The following is a 17,098-nucleotide window of genomic DNA, read 5'->3' as shown; positions in this document are numbered from 1 at the left end:
CTATCTTTCGCTTTCGGTATCGTCGTCGGATCTGAATCCGGACAGCGTCTGATCCGGTCGGTTCCGTTTGTATTTGCCGTCGGTCCAGAAGCTGATCGTGCCCCACACGCCCAATGCGGCCAGGCCCAAACCGATGAGGGTGAACAGCGCGTCCATCCGAACTCACACCGCCCGTTCGGAAATCGTGACCTTTGCGCGCGGGTCTTCAGCGCGAATCGCCGCCGCGACAGCATTCATGAACTTGCGGTAGACGCTGTACCCGTTCATCGTCTTCGGCGAGAGCGGGATGAACATATACGTCTGCTGCGTCGTTTTGTAGGTGTCGATGCAACTGCGTCCCGACGATCCATATGCGGTGTCATCGATCACCACATGAAAGGTGATCAGCTCGTAGAAGCCGGACAGGCTGCGCACGGAGAAGTTCGTTCTTCCGCGTTCGGCGCCTTCGAAACGCACCGAGCCGACGCCCAGCATCCTGGTCGTATCGCCGATTTGTTTGGTGATTTCCGCGAATCGATCCGCCGAGAGCAGAGTAGTGATGGCGAAATGGGACTCCGCGTACTTGTGCCTTCGGGGCATGGTGACTCCAAGGGGGTTTCGGGAGGGCGTCGGCGGATGTGAATCACTGAGTGCCGCAAGGTGAGTGGGTCACGCCTCAGACCCGGTGCGTTTATTGCGGTCATAATTCTGGCAGCTCGTAGTGGCCTGCCGCTGTAGTCTGTTCGGCCTACATCGGCACCGTCGGCGCGGTTCAATGTGCCCACCGGCTTGTCGATCTCGTAGACGAGCGTGGCCTGCGGTCCATGCACAGCATTGTCGAATCGGCGGTTCACGCCTTCACGCTGTCTCAGTGCACGGCAAGCGAATCCTTGCCGGGCCGATTTGGTTCGGGTGTCGCGGTCAACCGGCGCGGGAGTGCGAACACACCTGCTGCGACGGCGACGAGAATGCCGATGGCCCACCACAGGGTTTGCGCGAACGAACGAGACATGTTGTGCGCGTTGGCATCTAGTCCCGCCTTGGTCAGCGCTTGCTGCAACGGCTCGGAGATCGGCTGTCCGGGTATGGGTCGGCAGCTGGATGGAATGGCGGTGGGGTCGGTGGCGGCGGAGCGATCGTGTACGCAGGCACGGAACTGGGTGAGTATCTGGTCTCGGGCGCTGGCCGGGATGTTCAGGTCGGTGAGTTGCTGCTGGAGGGTGGGGATGGCTGCGGTGGTGCCGCGGGCGGAGGTGTTGTCGATTTGGGTGAAGAAGAAGACTCCGGCCAGCGCGACGCCGAGCGCCATGCCGACCTGCTGGATGGTCGACAATTGTCCGGACGCGGACCCCGCATCGTGGCCGGGAACTCCGGACAAGATCAGGTCGACGGTGGGGGCGACGAAGAGTCCGAACCCGAATCCGCTGATCGCGAGCGGTACGAACATCTGCGCGGAGGTGATGCCGGGGCCGTAGTGCGCGGCCAGATACAGGTACAGCCCGAACCCGGCGGCATTGATCATCGCGCCCGCGAGCAGAACCATCCGCCCATAGCGCGGCACGAACACCTCCACACTGGTACCCGCCCCCGCGGCAGCGGCCACCGCGAACGGCGCTGCGCTCAGCCCGGCCCGCAGCGGCGTCCAGCCGAGTCCTGCTTGCAGATACAGCGTCCATATCAGGAAGTAGCCGCCCAGAGCGATCCAGAACAACAGCCACACCGCCATACCGGTACTGAATGAGCGCTCCCGGAACAGATTCAGCACCACCAGCGGCGATCCGACCGTCTCGCTTCGGCGGCGCTCATACGCGACGAATACCGTGAGAACCAGCACGGCGGCGGCCATCAGCACGAAGGTCCAGACCGGCCAGCCGAGGCTGCGTCCCTCGGTCAGCGGATACGCCAGCAGCAGTACCGCGCCGATCGCGAGCACGGTGCCGATCGGGTCCAATCGATCCGCCGTGGCCGAGCGAGACTGTCGCACCAGCACCATCGCCGCGGGAATGGCGAGTACCCCGACGGGCACATTGACCAGGAAGATCGGCCGCCATGCCCAGCCGAAAAGGTTGGCCTGCACCAGGATTCCGCCCACGATCAACCCGGCCACCGATGCCGAGCCGAGCACACCGCCCCAGATGCCGAGCACCTTCCCGCGTTCGGCGGCGGGGAACGATACGTGCATGATCGCCAGGATCTGCGGGATCATCAGCCCCGCCGTCGCGCCCTGGACTATCCGTGCGGCGATCAGCCACGCCGGGCCAGGGGCGATTCCACATGCCAGCGATGCGAGCGTGAATAGGGTGAGGCCGACGAGCAGGACGGTTTTGCGGCCGATCAGGTCGCCGAGCCTGCCGCCGGTTATCAGCATCGCCGCGAATCCGAGCAGATAACCCGACACCACCCACTCCAGATCCGCGTAGGGTGCGTTCAGATCGCTTTGGATCGTCGGCAGCGCCACATTCACGATCGTCACATCGAGTAGGTCCATGAACCCGGCCACCAGCAATACCACCAGTGCGAGCCAGCGCCGCCGGTCCGGTGTCGGCGCCAGCGTGGGGCGCAGTTCGGATGTTTTGCGCATCAGCTCGTCCTCCTGTGCGAGGTGGATCCGCGGGCGTGTCATGTCACCGCGGTTTCGGCCGTCATAGATATGACGGAGCTCGACCCGTCGACATGACAGACGAATCGGACGGAAGGAGACCGCCGATGACCGACGAGACCCAGTGGCTGGCGCAGCGCTTCGAAGACCACCGCGCCCACCTCGGCGCGGTCGCCTACCGGATGCTCGGGTCGGCCAACGAGGCCGACGACGCCGTCCAACAGGCATGGCTGCGCCTCGACCGTGCCGACACCGCAGGCGTGCGCAACCTGCGGAACTGGTTGACCGCGGTCGTCGCCCACATCTGCCTGGATATGTTGCGGGCCCGCAAGGCCCGCCGCGAAGACCCGGTCGGCGCGCTACCGACCGAGTTGCCCGCCGTCCCCGCGGACAGCGTGAATCCGGAAGAAGAGGCGGTGCTGGCCGACTCGGTCGGGCTCGCATTACTGGTCGTGCTCGACACCCTGACTCCGGCCGAGCGGCTGACTTTCGTGCTGCACGACCTCTTCGATCTGCCTTACGCCGAACTCGCGCCCATTCTCGGCCGCACCCCTGCCGCGGCCGCGCAACTGGCCGCCCGCGCCCGCCGTCGCGTCCGTGGCGCACCTGTGGCCGAGACCGACCGCATCGCCGATGAACGTGTGGTCGTCGACGCCTTCCTGCAGGCCGCCCGCGCCGGTGACTTCGACGCGCTGATAGCCGTGCTCGACCCGGACGTCGAACTGCACGCAGATGCCGTCGCCACCCCGAGCGGACACCCGATCCGCATGAGTGGCGCCCGCCGCGTCGCCTCCAGCGCCCTGATGTTCTCCAGCCAGGCCCCCTACACCCGTCCCGCCCTCATCGATGGCCACATGGGCCTGGTCGTCGCCCCCAGCGGAAACCTGAACCTCCTGCTGGCCTTCACCATCACCGACCGACGGATAGCCACCATCGACATCATCGCCGACCCGAACCGTATCGCTGACATGTCTCTGGCCGTTCCCGATGAGACATAAAGTCCGCGGCGTCCGGAAAAGCTCGTCGGGCTGATGCCCTGGCGGCAATTCGATTCTGCCGCGCTGTCAGGTCCGCTTCGCTCGCCGAGCGCAGCGAAACGCGGCACGACACGTCCTGCGGTACGGCAATATGACTGCGCTCGACGGATCTCGGTTGCCTCAGAAGCCAGCTGGACGCGGCCTCGGAGATCGGTCACCGTGACTATTGACAAATGCCACGATCTCATCGAGTCCAGGTTGATAACCGTCCGTCGTGTCGACCTCGATCGCGGGCACATCCAGCGATACGCGGTCGAATACGCGGTGGACGTCGGATGCATCTGTTTCGGGACCGGAATGTGCTCGCCGCAAAGGGTTTTCGCGCTTGCGCCGATGAATCCGCGCCGTCGCGATGGCAGGCTCGACCTCGCAATGCACTACTCGCACCGTGGCCAGACCACGTAGCGGCTCGAGCCCCGGCCGCCACAGGCGATCCTGAAATGCCGCCTCCGCCACTACTGTGACACCCGCTCGCAACAACAGCTCCAGCACACCGAAGAACGTCGGCAGTGTGAGCAGACTCAACTCGTCGCCGGGTTCCGCCGCGAAATCCGGCCGTCCGTGCACCATGCCTTCCTTGATTTCGTCCCGGCAGATCGCGGGACACCCCACCTCGGCGGCCACGGCATGCGCGAGTGTTGTCTTCCCGGCGCCCGGCGGTCCGCTCACGACGACGAGGGTGGGCAAGCGACTCATGGGCATAGTCAACCGTGCCTCGATGAATATCTCGATCATCGCGCTCGGCCGCGCAAACGGACTGAAGTTTTTGGCAGGAATCCGGCGAAAAAGGGCAGATAGTCGATCGCGGTCGGCATTCGAGCTCGGCACGATGAGTTTGTGACCGAAAACCCATGGCCGGTAGTCGAACTCAGGCAGTACACCCTGCACCCCGGCACGCGGGATGTGCTCATCGAGCTGTTCGATCGGGAACTCGTGGAGACCCAGGAGGCGGCCGGAATGCGCATCATCGCGCAATTCCGCGACCAGAACGACCCGGAACGCTTCGTCTGGCTCCGCGCCTTCCACGGCATGCCCTCCCGCGGCACCGCATTGAAAGCGTTCTATATCGACGGAGCCGCATGGCGCGAACACGCCCCGGCAGTCCGCGCGACCATGGTGGATACGACGAACGCCCTGCTCCTGCAGCCCGCCACCGCGACATCCAACTTCACGCTCCCGACCGAGCGCCCTGGTGCAGCGGCAACCGAGCTGCCTCACTCACGAGTGCTGGCCACCGTCTACTACCCGGAAGGTCCGCTCACCGAATTCACCGAGTTCTTCGAGAACCGGCTCCGGCCACTGCTGGTCGAGACCGGCGCCACTCCGATCGCCTACTTCCAGACCGATCCCACCCCCAATACCTTTGCAGCGCTTCCAGTTCGAGAGGAAATCGTCTTCGTCTGGTTAGCGCTGTTCGAGGACTCCGCCGCACTCGAAGCCCACTTCAATGCGCTGTCCAACTCCCGCACCTGGACCGAGGAAGTGCAGCCGGAACTGTCGAAACTCCAGTCCAGGCGGGAAGATCAGCTACGACTCGCACCAACAGCGCGCTCACTACTGCGCTGAGAGTTCGAATTCACCTGCGCTGGGCGGGGCTGCTTCGGCGAGCGAATCGACGCACACCCGAAACCCATTGCGTCGAGCCAAACCAGTGGACTTTCCCGAATCACACACGAGGGATGTCGATCGCACACCACTCGGGCAACTGATCGACAACACGCGCGGCGACGGTCAGCTGAGCGAGCCGGAGCATCCGCCCGCACCGACACCTGGCCAGCTGGCGGCGGCAGCACAATCGAGGCGATCGTGCCGCCACCGGCAGCCGATTCCTGGCCCGGGTGTCGTTCCCAGGTGCGGCACGAATCCGGTGGACTCGGTGTCCAACCGCGCACCTAGCCGCAGGCTGTGGATGCGATCCGCGGCGGCCTCCCCGACACCTACCCGCGTCCAACGGGAGCGGAGACTCGCCGAGCGGTCGTCCGCGTCCGAATCGCTTCGGCGACTTCATCAATCGCGGTGCGAATCATTGCCCCGTAACCATCATCGCCGAGCGCATCCACACACTCTCGCGCCGCGTCGATCTCGCACTGCGCCGCATCGAATGAACCGAGCCGCCGATAGTTGTCCGCCAGATTCAAATGCAGCGACGGGTAAAAGCCCCGCACATCCAAATTCGCATCATGCCGGCGCAACCGCTCATCGGTGAGACTGTCCGCCGCGTCCAGCGCCCGCACATCCCAGCAAAGCGCCTGTGCCGCATCGTCATACAGATCCGCGAGATAGTGCGCCAACGTGCACCGATGCAATGGATCACCCTGCGGACCGAGCGCCGCCCATATCCCGAGCAGTGCTGCTCGCGCGTTCTCGGGCGAGCCTGTTCGCCCGAGCTCGACCGCCTGTGTAATGGCGGCCATGGTTTCCGCAGCGGCATTCATGCGCCGTACTCCTTCGAATTCGGAATGGCAGTCGGCATAACGAGCGTGGTCAGCTCACCGTCCGTCGCGGAACGAACGACCACGGGTGCGTCGGCCGCTGCGATATCGAGCATGATTTCCGGACCGATCGCACTCACCAATGCGGGCCGTAATGTCGTGGGGGAGAAGGCAAGTTCGATACCTGGCCCGGTAACGGTCGCCGGAATGTGCAGGCGCGCAAGTGGGTCGGTGTACCCAGGCGACCCGGGTGAGTAGGGCGACCCGAATGAGCCAGGTGAGCCAAGTGACCCGGGTGATCCGGGCCTGAGTTGCCGATCGCAGGTCGCCAAAAGCCCAGACTGATCGACGGCGAAGACAACCGGCGCCGCACCGCCCTCGAGCACTGCGAGCAACGCATCCCGCCCCACCACCACACGAGTCCGAACCGCACCCAGACCGGCCAACATCGCCCGATAATCCGGAAACGCCTCGTCGATGGTCCCGCACCGACGCTCGGAGTCACCACCGGTCAGGACAAGCCCTTCGTCCGGAGCGCGCACGATGACCTCGTCCAATCCCCGTAGCCAGGAACCGATTCCACCCAACTCACCCGCATCGACAACCATCGACCACGCCACACCACTCGGCCGCACCGGCACCGTCGCCCGCGTCGACAGCCGATACCGATCCGTGGCCGTCAACGTAACCGAATCCGCATCCGACTCCACCAAAACCCCAGCCAGCACCGGTATTTCACGATCCAATGCCGCCGCCGACCGCACCTGCTCGATGGCCGCCGCCAACACCGCCGCGGACAACACCACCCCCGCCCCGATCTCCTCCTTGATCACCCGCGCCACCGCGGCAGCCTCCCGAGCCCGTTGCGCAAGCTCCGCCACATGCTCGTCGAGCAACCGCCCCGCCCGCGCCGCGTCCCCGTTCAAAATCTCCGAAACAACCTCCAGCGACACTCCGATTCCCCGCAGCCGCCGAATCATCACCCCGCACTCGACCTGCGCCTCGCTGTAGTACCGATATCCGGTCGCCTCGTCCACCCGAACCGGAACCAGCAACCCACAATCGTCATAAAACCGCAGCGCACTGGCCGTTAGCCCACAGGCCCGCGCCAATCCGCCGATCGTGATCAACCCATCGCCCGCCACCCGCTCATCATGGAGTCTCAGGTAGCTCGAAGGTCAAGCGCCGGTCAGGACCGGTGCACCGGCCCATGCGCCTCCACGCAGTGCGCATCCTCGGCGGAAACCGTCAGCTCCGACGAGTGGTCCACCTGCAAAGTCGTATGTTCCAACCCGAATTCGTCGTGCAGCACGGCCTCGATCTTCGAACGAATCGCATGGCAGTCGGCAGCGTTGTCGACGAGGATATGCGCCGACAGCGACGGCTGTCCGGAGGTGATCTGCCAGACGTGCAGGTCGTGGACCTCGGTCACCTGCTCGAGCGCGACGATGCGCGCCCCGATGGCGTCGGGATTCAGATGGGCGGGCGCGGCTTCCAGGAAGATCCGCCCCGATTCCCGGACCAGGGACCAGCCCGCCTTGATCATCAGCGCCGCGACGACCAATGCCGCGATCGCATCGGCACGGGCGAATCCGGCCAACCACACCACCGCGCCCGCGATGGCGGTCCCGATGAAGGCATAGAGGTCGTTGAGGATGTGCTGGAACGCGCCCTCGACATTCAGGCTGGTCCGGTTGGCTCGGCTGATGCTCCACGCGGCCGCGATATTGACCACGATCCCGACCAGCGCCGTGATCAACACCAGCGGTCCTTCGACATCCGGCGGATTGATCAGCCGATTGATGCCCTCGTACACGAACCACGCCGCGAGCAGCAGCAAGGTGATCCCGTTGGCCTGCGCCGAAAGGATCTCGACCCGCTTGAATCCGTAGGTGTATCGCCCCTGCGCCGGACGTCGAGCCAACCGGATCGCGATCATCGCGAGCACGATCGAGGCGGCATCGGTGAGCATGTGTGCGGCATCGGAGATCAGTGCGAGCGATTGTGCGAGCAGGCCGACGACCACCTCGGCCACCATGAACGCGACGATCAAACCGAGCGCGATGGCCAGCCAGCGCGGATTCGAATCCGCCGAGACACCGTGGTCGTGGCTGTGGCCGTGTTTGTCCGAATGACCGGACTGTGCGTGGTCATGCGAGTGGTCATGATCCATGTGTTCAGCCTCGCTGACCACCACTGCGGACCGCTTCGGCGACACGCACTGCTCGCCCATAGTCGAACGCCCCTTCCAGTTGATATTGCTGCCGTTCGTCAGCGTAGCGGATCTTGCACTCATGCGCATGTATGAATATGGATCAGCCCTGGAAGACCCAGAACAACAGTGGCGAATTCGTGATCATTCGGACCGACCGGCCCGACTACTATTGCGGACTGCACCATTCGGTGATCAACAACGCGGTATCCGGCGGTGCGGACCTGGATGGGTTGGTCCGATGGTGAATGCAGAGGGGTTGCGATGGACAGGCCTGCGTGGGCGCCCGAGGGCGTGGATCTGCAACAGGCGAGCCCGGCACGGATGTATGACGCCCTGCTGGGCGGTTCACACAACTTCGAGATCGATCGCAAGGCCGCCGAGGCCGGTAAACAGCTGGTGCCCGACCTGCCCCGTCTGGCGCTGAGCAACCGGGCCTTCCTGCGCCGCGCGGTCCGCTTCCTGGCCGACCAGGGGGTGCGTCAGTTCCTCGATATCGGTTCGGGCATTCCGACCGCGGGCAATGTGCACGAGGTCGCGCAGTCGGTCGATCCGGAGATTCGCGTGCTCTACGCCGATATCGATCCGGTCGCCGTGGCCCACGCCCGCGCGATCCTGGTGGACAACGACAAGGCCGCGGCCATCGAAGCGGATCTGCGCAAGCACGACGAGTTGCTCGCCCGAGTCCGCGAGACCGGCCTCATCGATTTCGCGCAACCGGTCGGAGTGTTGCTGGTGGCGGTGCTGCACCTGCTATCCGACGAGGAGCGGCCGGTCGAGAAGGTCGCCGCCCTGCATGCGGCCGTGCCCCCCGGAAGCTACGTCGCGATCTCGCACCTGACATCGGAGCTGCGCCCGGAGGATGCGGGCAAGCTCGGTCGCAATGCGGCCGATGTGACCCGCGTCGGCATCCACTTCCGCTCGAAGGACGGCATCTCCGCGATGTTCGACGAGTGGGAGCTGGTCGAACCCGGCGTCGTCGAGCTACCCGCCTGGCGACCGGAATCCGCACGCGACCTATACGAGACGCCGGGCCGATCGCTCGGCCTGGCGGGCGTCGGCCGGAAGGTCTGACCGGAGCCGTGGCAGGGGATTCGTGTGGGGACACGTGAGCTGGCAATGCGATGGGCGGATGCGCTCGACGGCGCCGTCGCTCCGATCCTCACGCGAAGCCAAATCGAAACTCTGCTAGCGGAACTCGCCGATGTGCTGATCGCGGCCGTGCGCGGGACGCGGGAGGTCACGGTCGCGCAGGACGCCGCCGCGGTGCTCGTCGCGGCGAACTATCGTGACCAAATTGCCGTCAGCCGTTCAGTTCTGGTTATCTGCCGGGAGATCGTTCGTGAAATCTGCCCAACCGGAACCGAATCCGATTACGAGCCAGTTCGCGAGCGTGCGATAGTTGTCGCTGCCGAGTTCGCCGCGGGTTTCACCTCTGCGCTGCGGAACGCGGCGTTAGGGGAGCAGGAAACCACACTCGCAGCGGTGTTTTCGGCCGCGCAGGAGGCCGAGGTGCGAAGGCAATTGTCGGAGGCCAGGTTCGAAGCGGTCTTCGCGGGAGCATCGGTTGGGATCGGGACGGTCGACGTCACCGGTCGGGTACTGGAGGTGAACGCGGCCATGGCCGATATGCTCGGACTACCCGCGGCGATGATGCCGGGTCGGTCGGTCGCCGAATTGCTCGGTCCCGCGAATATCGGTGACGCGTATGCCAATTTGGAGCACCTACTCAGCGGTCGGACCGACCGCTTCCGCCTCGAAACCGACCATCTCCGACGCGACGGCACCATCACCAGCATCGACCTGTCCATGTCTGCGGTCCGCGACAACAGTGGGCAGGTCCGCTTCCTGATCGGTGTCGCCGTCGACGTCACCGAACGCAAACAACTGGCCGACCAGCTGTGGCACGATGCCAACCACGACAGCCTGACCGGTCTGCCCAACCGTGTCCTCTTCTTCAATCGACTGGCCAATGCCATTCCGCCAGTTGGTGTTTGCTATCTGGACCTCGACGGGTTCAAGGAAGTGAACGATGTGTGGGGGCATACGGTAGGGGACCGGGTGCTGCGCGACGTTGCCCAGCGTCTTCGTGAATCCGTCGAATCCGTCGGCGGATTGGTCGCGCGAATCGGCGGCGACGAGTTCATCGTACTCGTCGAGAAGTGCACTGGCACAGAGCAATTGGAAACAATTTCCGCGCTCCTGGTCGACGGGCTCGCCACCCCGATACAGGTGGCCGGACGGCCCGTTGTCGTAGGCGCCAGTATCGGAACGGTTTTCGCCGAAGACCGCCCTACCGACATCGACGAAATGATGCACGCCGTCGACACCGCGATGTACCGCAACAAAACCACGGGAGGACGCCGACTTCGGCCATAGCTACGGAAGGTCACGATGTTCGCGATATCCCTCGGTGCCGACGGTGCCGAGTTACGTCCGCTCGAACCGCGGCATGCCGCGGAGTTCCTGGAGCATATGGACCGGGGACGGGAGTCCATCGGGCAATACATCAAAGTCGCCGACGCCGTAGCGGATCTGGGGTCGAGCCGCACTTACCTGCGCGACTACGCGGAGAAAGCGGCGGCCGACACCGGCCGGATCTATGGCATCTGGCTGGACGGCAAGTTGGTCGGCAGCGTCCTGTTCCGAACGATGGACCTCGCGCTCGGCGTCGCCGAGGCGGGTTGCTGGCTGGAGCCCTCGGCCGCGGGCCGTGGCCTGGCGACCCGGGCCGCCCGCGTGATCATCGACTGGGCAATCCGGGAGCGCGGCATCCACCGCGTGGAATGGCTGGTCGCGTCGCCGAACCACGCCAGCATCGCCGTGGCGCGACGATTGGGAATGACCAAAGACGGTGTGCTGCGCGAGTTCTACCCACATCGAGGTCAGCGGCTCGATGTGGAGGTCTGGTCAGTGCTGGCCCCCGAGTGGCGGCCGGGCGTCGGCTAGGCCCATTGTGCTGGTCCCGGCCAGCGCCACAACCGATCCGTGCTCGCTGATCAGCCACCGCCCACAGATGCAGCGCAGGTAGCTGGTTGCGCCGTGCGAGGACACAAGGGTGGGGGACGACCAGGAGCAAGAAGGGCAGGTAGCGATCATGCATCCAGCCTGATGTAATGGCTTAGTGCATTTCAACCCTTACGGAGGCGCGGCGGCCGAACTCGCCGCCCGCCTGGTGAACGCGAACCCGCGGCAAGACCTGCTGCAACTGCTCGCCGATTCCGGCTACAAGCCCCTCGGCGCCCTCAACGCCCGGCAGACCGCCGAGCTGCGCCGCTGGATCGCGCGCCTCGACGAGGTCTTCACCGAACCGAGCGTCGACCTGCTCAACGCCTTACTGTCCGAAACCACCAGCCAGCCCTACATCTCCACCCACGACGGCCGCGCGCCCCACCTGCACTACGCCCGCGAGGATGCGCCCACCGACGAGCGCGTCAAGGCGTACACCGCGGCCGGACTCGCGGAGCTCTTCTGTGAGGATCCGGGCCGCATCGGACGCTGCGCCCGCGCGGGGTGCGGCGTTGTCTTCGTCGACACCTCACGCAACGGCAGGCGCAGATACTGTTCGACCCGCTGTTCGACCCGCGTGCACGTCGCGGAGCACCGCACCCGTCGCTCCGCCTGATCTCGGGCGTGGGGCTGCCCGCTTTCGGCTGCGATCGCGTCGTCGCCGGTGCCGCGTCCAGCTAGCTTCTGAGGTGGTCGATATCCGTCGAGCGCAGTCAGATGGCGGTGCCGCGGGGCGTGTCGTGCCGCGTTTCGACTGGAACCGAATCTGATGGCGCGGCAACCGATCTGGACGGGGTGCTGATAAAGGCTCGCCTAGTTCTGGAAGTCGATCCGCTCCCACGACAGTGTCTCCCGCCACCCTGGCCGCTGAGAAGCCCAGTCCTGCACCACTTTCACCACCAGCTCGAGGGCGGGCGAATATGCGCTGCCCCACGGTTCCGTATCGTGCACCGTGGCTCGGAAATGTCGATCGGGCCCGCCGTCGCGGTATTCGACGAAGTATCCGTGACCATCCTCCGGATCCACTTGCTCATCCATATGAACCTGGATGTAGTAGTGGCCGAGCGGAACCAGATTCGGGCGTTCGACAATGACGTACGGATACCTGAAGTTCATGCTGGCGAGCAGGTCGTGCAGGGCTTCATCGGACGGGTTGTCGACCGGACGATCCGGGGCCGCGCTCGTCGCCCTGACTTCAACCATTTCGCTCATGCCGAGCATTCTTACCGAATTCTCCTGGACCCCGGAGCAGCACCGGCAACGCAACCAACCCATGAGACCGCCATGATGCCCGATGCTCCAACTCGGATTCCGGCACAGCCAGGCGCACTCGCGGATACCGAACGAACAACTCCGGCACCACAGCGTCGACGATCAGATCGCTGACCTGTGCCCCCAGGCAGTAGTGGGATCCGCGCCCGAACATCAGGCTCGGTCGCCCATTGCGGGCAGGATCCGAATCGGCACCGAATACCGACAACAGCACGGTGTCGCCCTTGGGAATGATCCGGTCGCCGATCGTCAAGTCGCTGACGGTGAATCGCCGAATTGCGAACGGCAACGGATTGGCGGCCTCCATCAACTGACCACGCCGATCCTTCCAGTCTGCTGGTACACCAGTGGCCAAGAGCGCCGCAAATATGTTGCCGCACAGATGAACCACATTCTCCAGCCCCGCCAGCATCATCAGAAAGGCCAGCGAAATCAACTCGTCCTCGGACAACAGGTCCGCGTCATCGCCCGCCCGCACCCACCCACTGATCAGATCATCGCCGGGCTCATCCCGCTTGGCCCGCACCACACTCGTGAACGTCCCCGCCATCCACTCGACCGCCTCCGCAAGCCGGACCGCGGACTCCTTCGACGAGGCATCGAACGTCACCATCGCAGTGGCAGCATCACGCAACTGACCGTACCGATCAGCGGGCACACCGAGCAACTCGCCGATCACGAGCGCAGGCACCGGAACACACAGTTGATCCAGCAGATCGACTGCCCCACTGGCATTTTCGTCCAGAGTTCGGAACGTGGCCGCACTGATCCGCTGAACCACCTTCCTCAGCGAATCCGCCGACCTCCGCGAAAACGTAGGCGCCGCAAGCCGCCGCAGCCGCCCATGCTCCACCCCGTCCAAATTCAGCAGATTCCGATCCAACGCAGGCGGCAACGAAAACCCCGAATACCCACCCCCGGAATACCGCTTATCCACACTGAGCCGCGCATCCGCCAACAGCCCGGCTACCGCGTCATACCCACTGATCACCCAAACTTGCTGCCCGCCAGGAAGTTCAGCATCCCGAACAACCCCACGCCACCCACTATGCTCCCGCCACCGAGTTCGACCAGAGGTCCCAACAGGACACCTATTCACCACAACTCCTCAATACCACCCCTGCGAGGATATTGCGCCGGACGAGCCTGGAACGTCCCCGTCCCAGGCTCCGCCCACGTCACGAAGCAGAAATGATCCCGCTGTAAATACCCCAGGTCCGCCCCTTGGACTTGCAACTGAAACTCCCATGGAACCCGGACTCACATCGCGCCCCCGCATGCTCGATATACGCGCCCCACGTACCATCCCCCGTCTTCACATCCACAAGCCCCGGATTGCCACCCGGCAACGTATGCGTCCCCAGCGCGAACGTCGGATGCGCAGGCAACCACGACTGATCGATCACTATGTCCCGCACCGGAAGAAGAACCGGCAAGAAGCTGTACTGAACCTGCGCCTGACTCGTGAAATCGCACCCGACAGCGCCATCACCCGCGATCGAACAGTTCATGTACCCAGACGAGAAATACACCGTGTCCCCATCATCGGCCTGCGCCGCCCCCGCAAACAGCACCGGCGCCAACCCCACCACCGCAAACACCCCAACAAGCCGTTTCACGATGTGTCGCATACGAACTCCTCAATAGTGTTGATAGTGCGGAAACGAACCGACCTGTCTGTCGACCCCACCCAGATATTCGTTTCGACAATCACCCCAGACGGGATGCCGCTGGGTTTCGGCCATGGGGTGTGCCGGGTAATCAGTCGCGGGAATTCAGGGCTGGAGCGAGGCGGACGAGATGGTCTATGCCGGGGTCGAATTCGGTGCCGATCGGTAGCAGCAGGGTGACGTGGTCGGCTCCGGCGGCCAGGTGCTCGTGCACTTTCCGCGCGATCGAGTCGTGTGTGCCGTATGCGACGAGCGCGTCAACCACCCGATCGTTGGGCTCCTCGGCCGGGTAGCCGAGGTCGGCCAGGACCGCTCGGAAGGAGGGGCGCTGGGACCAGGCGGATACCACCTGCCGAGCGGTGTCGCGGGCTCGGTCGGGTTCGTCGTCGGCCACCACGGAAAGCCCGACCACGAGCAGCTTTTCCGGGCCGAGTACCCCCCTGGCCCGCGCGGTGTGTTCGACAGGCAACCCGGCGGGCAGTGCGCCGTCGGAGATCTCTGCGGCGAGTGCGAGCATCTTGGGCCCGTTCGCCGCGAGGATCCGCGGATACGCCGCGTCGGGTGCGGGTGGCCAGGTCTGACCGTCCATGCCGGTTACGTAGTCGCGGATGGTGGTCAGCGGGTCGCCGAATTGCCTTCCCACGCTGTCGGCCTGTTGCGGGTAGCCGACCCCGAGACCGAGCACGAAGCGGTCGGGATAGGCCTGGGTGAGGTAGGCCGCCGCAGCGTGCGCGGTCTGCGGCGGTCGCGCCCAGATGTTGGCCACACAGGTGCCCACCGTCATCTGTTCGGTGGCGGCCAGCAGCACGGCCAGGTGCGCGAAGGCGTCCTTGCCGATCACCTCGTTGGTCCAGATGGTGCGGTAACCGGCACGTTCGAGTCGGCGGCCCGCGTCCCGTTGCTGGTCGGCCTGCGGTGTGCTGGTGAAGGAGACCGGCAGACTCACACCGACTCGCCCTAGCGCTCGACGCGCCGTGTCCACCACCGTATTGATCGTCATGGGCGTTTCCTCCGAGTGAGTTGAGCATGCCCGATCGGGCCGATACCTCCACTCTGGTGCCGGGCGATCCTCGTGATCCAATGACTCTTTCGTATCAGGCAATACGATTCACGCATCACTGCATCTCGTATGGGTAGACGAGGCGGCGGCACGATATCGACGGGACTACCGTGGCCCCATGAGCGACATGTCCCCGCCCGCAGTGGATCTCGACCTGCGGCTGGTGCACTGTTTCGCGGTCGTCGTCGAGCACGGGCATTTCGGTCGTGCCGCCGCGGCTCTGCACGTCACGCAGCCGTCGTTGAGCCGGCAGATCAACCGGCTCGAACAGCAACTCGGGGTACGGCTGCTCGACCGCGGCCCACAGGGCAGTCGGCTCACCGAGGTCGGCGAGGTGTTCTTACCGCAGGCGAAAGCGCTGCTTCGCACCGCGAGCCGGGTCGTCACGCAGACCCGCGCCGCCGCCCGGTCCGACCGCGTCACGATCGGCTACACCGGGAACCTGATCATCACCCCCGTTGTGCGCGAGATGCGCCACCACCATCCCGACGCCGAGGTGCGCGCGGTGCACGTGTCGGTGACCGACGTCCCGGCCGCGCTGCTCGACCACCGGGTGGACGTACTGGTTTCCCGCCTGCCGTTTCCCACCGAGGGACTGCACGTCACCGTCCTCTACGACGAACCGCGCGTGGTGCTCATGCCGGTGGACCATCGGTTGGCCGGAAAGGAATACGTCACGCTCGACGACATCGCCGATGAACCCGTGCCCCGGTTACGGCAGTCGAACCCGGACTGGAGTGCCTATTGGCGCATCGATCCCCGCCCCGATGGCCGCCCCGCGCCCGACGGTCCGATCATCGACGCTATCGAGGACAAACTCGAAGTCATCGCTGCCGGTGAGGCCATCGCCATCGCCGCTGGCCTGCACTTGTCGGCAGTTCGTCCCGACGTGATTGCGATCCCGCTGCACGGCGTCGACCCGGCCCACGTTGTGCTGGCCAACCGCCGCGACGACCGCAACCGCCTGGTCGTCGCGTTCCGGAAAGATGCCCGAGACCAGCTCACCGGCCCCGAGCCCGGCAGGCTCGCCAATCCCTGACCCCTCGACAGAGCGTGGCGGGTGTTGCGGGCAAGGGGGCCGAACCAACGACCACCGCTGGTGCGGAGTTCGCCGCCATCCGTCTTCGGGTGAGGTGCCCTTGACTTCCGAGCGTGCGAGTTGCTGCACCAATTGCACGGCCCCGCAGTCGGTTACATCTGGCCGTGGCGAACCGGGCCCGCTGGTTCGTAGGTGCCGAGGACGATGCCGAGATCGGTCAGGGTGAGGTCGACAGGGCGCATCGTCGCCGGGAGGTTGCCGTCGTTGAACAAGCGGCGACCGGAGCCGAGTATCAGCGGAAACGTCATCAGGCGGAAGCGGTCGACGAGCTCGTGCTGCAACAGCGTCTGGAGCAGTTTGCCGCTTCCCCAGATCTGCAGCTCGTCGCCGGGTTCGTCCTTCAGCGCCCGCACCGCCGCTACGACGTCACCGGTCAGGAGGTGAGCGGTGTCGGGGTGCTCGCCGCGCCAGGTGGCATCGGCTTCGCTGAGCGAGTTGGACACGACGTACTTGGGCAGCGAGTTGATCGCCGTGGCAATGGGGTTGCCGGGTTCGGTCTGATCGGGCCAGTAGCCGCGGAAGATGTCGAACGTTCTGCGACCGAACAGGAACGCGCTGGCGTGGCTGTTGAGCTCGGTGACGAACTCGCCCACCGCCTGGTCCGGAAACGGGGCCTGCCAGCCACCGTGGGTGAACGCGTCGCTGGGATCTTCCTCAGGCCCGCCGGGGGCCTGCATAACGCCATCGAGGGTCAGGAATGTCTGAACGGTGAGCTTCATGTGACTGTAG

At 65.0% G+C, this 17,098-nt stretch carries 20 protein-coding genes; 8 read left to right on the top strand and 12 right to left on the bottom strand.

Going from position 1 to position 17,098, the window contains the following annotated elements:
• The 3 genes from ACQPZ2_RS37930 to ACQPZ2_RS37920 form a co-directional block, all read right to left on the bottom strand.
• Positions 1-156, bottom strand: coding sequence for a hypothetical protein (locus ACQPZ2_RS37930; RefSeq protein WP_157124966.1), 156 nt, complete (start codon positions 154-156; stop codon positions 1-3).
• Positions 157-162: 6 nt separating this feature from the next.
• Positions 163-579 carry a hypothetical protein gene (locus ACQPZ2_RS37925; protein ID WP_433522809.1) on the bottom strand — a complete coding sequence of 139 codons (417 nt, stop codon included), beginning with the start codon at positions 577-579 and terminating at the stop codon, positions 163-165.
• 268 nt (positions 580-847) lie between these two features.
• Positions 848-2,602, bottom strand: coding sequence for an MFS transporter (locus ACQPZ2_RS37920; protein ID WP_433522808.1), 1,755 nt, complete (start codon positions 2,600-2,602; stop codon positions 848-850).
• An 83-nt stretch (positions 2,603-2,685) separates the two neighbouring features.
• Between ACQPZ2_RS37920 and ACQPZ2_RS37915 the strand changes: the two genes are divergently transcribed.
• Complete coding sequence (locus ACQPZ2_RS37915; protein WP_433522807.1) at positions 2,686-3,576, top strand: sigma-70 family RNA polymerase sigma factor; 891 nt, start codon at positions 2,686-2,688, stop codon at positions 3,574-3,576.
• Between the two features lie 159 nt (positions 3,577-3,735).
• On the opposite strand, the gene ACQPZ2_RS37910 is transcribed toward ACQPZ2_RS37915, so the two are convergent.
• Positions 3,736-4,311, bottom strand: a complete 576-nt coding sequence (locus ACQPZ2_RS37910) for an AAA family ATPase (RefSeq protein ID WP_433522806.1) — start codon at positions 4,309-4,311, stop codon at positions 3,736-3,738.
• 141 nt (positions 4,312-4,452) lie between these two features.
• On the opposite strand from ACQPZ2_RS37910, the gene ACQPZ2_RS37905 reads away from it, so the two are divergent.
• The gene (locus ACQPZ2_RS37905; RefSeq protein ID WP_433522805.1) at positions 4,453-5,181 is read left to right on the top strand and encodes a hypothetical protein; all 729 of its coding nucleotides are present in this window, start codon (positions 4,453-4,455) and stop codon (positions 5,179-5,181) included.
• Positions 5,182-5,552: 371 nt separating this feature from the next.
• Here the strand turns inward: ACQPZ2_RS37905 and ACQPZ2_RS37900 are convergent, their stop codons facing one another.
• The 3 genes from ACQPZ2_RS37900 to ACQPZ2_RS37890 are packed head-to-tail and all read right to left on the bottom strand — an operon-like array spanning position 5,553 to position 8,220.
• A complete protein-coding gene (locus ACQPZ2_RS37900; RefSeq protein ID WP_433522804.1) occupies positions 5,553-6,050 on the bottom strand; it encodes a hypothetical protein in 498 nt (165 codons plus the stop codon).
• Positions 6,047-7,192, bottom strand: coding sequence for a MerR family transcriptional regulator (locus tag ACQPZ2_RS37895; protein WP_433522803.1), 1,146 nt, complete (start codon positions 7,190-7,192; stop codon positions 6,047-6,049). The genes ACQPZ2_RS37900 and ACQPZ2_RS37895 overlap by 4 nt, the downstream gene beginning before the upstream one ends.
• A gap of 44 nt (positions 7,193-7,236) precedes the next feature.
• Positions 7,237-8,220, bottom strand: a complete 984-nt coding sequence (locus tag ACQPZ2_RS37890; protein WP_433522802.1) for a cation diffusion facilitator family transporter — start codon at positions 8,218-8,220, stop codon at positions 7,237-7,239.
• A 137-nt stretch (positions 8,221-8,357) separates the two neighbouring features.
• Between ACQPZ2_RS37890 and ACQPZ2_RS37885 the strand changes: the two genes are divergently transcribed.
• The 5 genes from ACQPZ2_RS37885 (at position 8,358) to ACQPZ2_RS37865 (ending at position 11,884) form a co-directional block, all read left to right on the top strand.
• Positions 8,358-8,507: a hypothetical protein gene (locus tag ACQPZ2_RS37885; RefSeq protein ID WP_433522801.1), complete on the top strand. Its 150-nt coding sequence runs from the start codon at positions 8,358-8,360 to the stop codon at positions 8,505-8,507.
• 16 nt (positions 8,508-8,523) lie between these two features.
• Positions 8,524-9,333, top strand: coding sequence for an SAM-dependent methyltransferase (locus ACQPZ2_RS37880; protein ID WP_433522800.1), 810 nt, complete (start codon positions 8,524-8,526; stop codon positions 9,331-9,333).
• 24 nt (positions 9,334-9,357) lie between these two features.
• A complete protein-coding gene (locus ACQPZ2_RS37875; protein WP_433522799.1) occupies positions 9,358-10,638 on the top strand; it encodes a diguanylate cyclase domain-containing protein in 1,281 nt (426 codons plus the stop codon).
• 15 nt (positions 10,639-10,653) lie between these two features.
• Positions 10,654-11,208 (top strand): GNAT family N-acetyltransferase, encoded by a 555-nt coding sequence (locus ACQPZ2_RS37870; RefSeq protein ID WP_433522798.1) that lies wholly within the window; start codon positions 10,654-10,656, stop codon positions 11,206-11,208.
• 175 nt (positions 11,209-11,383) lie between these two features.
• A complete protein-coding gene (locus ACQPZ2_RS37865; protein ID WP_433522797.1) occupies positions 11,384-11,884 on the top strand; it encodes a CGNR zinc finger domain-containing protein in 501 nt (166 codons plus the stop codon).
• A gap of 197 nt (positions 11,885-12,081) precedes the next feature.
• On the opposite strand, the gene ACQPZ2_RS37860 is transcribed toward ACQPZ2_RS37865, so the two are convergent.
• The 4 genes from ACQPZ2_RS37860 to ACQPZ2_RS37845 all read right to left on the bottom strand — a co-directional run bounded on the left by ACQPZ2_RS37860 (position 12,082) and on the right by ACQPZ2_RS37845 (position 15,204).
• Entirely contained in the window at positions 12,082-12,480 is a 399-nt protein-coding gene (locus ACQPZ2_RS37860; RefSeq protein ID WP_433522796.1) for a hypothetical protein, read from the bottom strand.
• Positions 12,464-13,531 (bottom strand): cytochrome P450, encoded by a 1,068-nt coding sequence (locus ACQPZ2_RS37855; RefSeq protein ID WP_433522795.1) that lies wholly within the window; start codon positions 13,529-13,531, stop codon positions 12,464-12,466. Before ACQPZ2_RS37855 ends, ACQPZ2_RS37860 begins: the two co-directional genes overlap by 17 nt.
• Positions 13,532-13,718: 187 nt before the next feature.
• Positions 13,719-14,171, bottom strand: a complete 453-nt coding sequence (locus tag ACQPZ2_RS37850) for a hypothetical protein (RefSeq protein WP_433522794.1) — start codon at positions 14,169-14,171, stop codon at positions 13,719-13,721.
• A 130-nt stretch (positions 14,172-14,301) separates the two neighbouring features.
• A complete protein-coding gene (locus tag ACQPZ2_RS37845) occupies positions 14,302-15,204 on the bottom strand; it encodes a TIGR03620 family F420-dependent LLM class oxidoreductase (protein WP_433527629.1) in 903 nt (300 codons plus the stop codon).
• A 184-nt stretch (positions 15,205-15,388) separates the two neighbouring features.
• Between ACQPZ2_RS37845 and ACQPZ2_RS37840 the strand changes: the two genes are divergently transcribed.
• Complete coding sequence (locus tag ACQPZ2_RS37840; protein ID WP_433522793.1) at positions 15,389-16,309, top strand: LysR family transcriptional regulator; 921 nt, start codon at positions 15,389-15,391, stop codon at positions 16,307-16,309.
• 152 nt (positions 16,310-16,461) lie between these two features.
• Here the strand turns inward: ACQPZ2_RS37840 and ACQPZ2_RS37835 are convergent, their stop codons facing one another.
• Positions 16,462-17,088 carry a dihydrofolate reductase family protein gene (locus tag ACQPZ2_RS37835; protein ID WP_433522792.1) on the bottom strand — a complete coding sequence of 209 codons (627 nt, stop codon included), beginning with the start codon at positions 17,086-17,088 and terminating at the stop codon, positions 16,462-16,464.
• Positions 17,089-17,098: the final 10 nt, after the last annotated feature.

It is taken from the genome of Nocardia pseudovaccinii (assembly GCF_050942345.1).
Taxonomy (GTDB): domain Bacteria; phylum Actinomycetota; class Actinomycetes; order Mycobacteriales; family Mycobacteriaceae; genus Nocardia; species Nocardia pseudovaccinii.
Note: the sequence above shows the minus strand (reverse complement) of the source record. Positions and strands in the feature narration are given on the sequence as shown.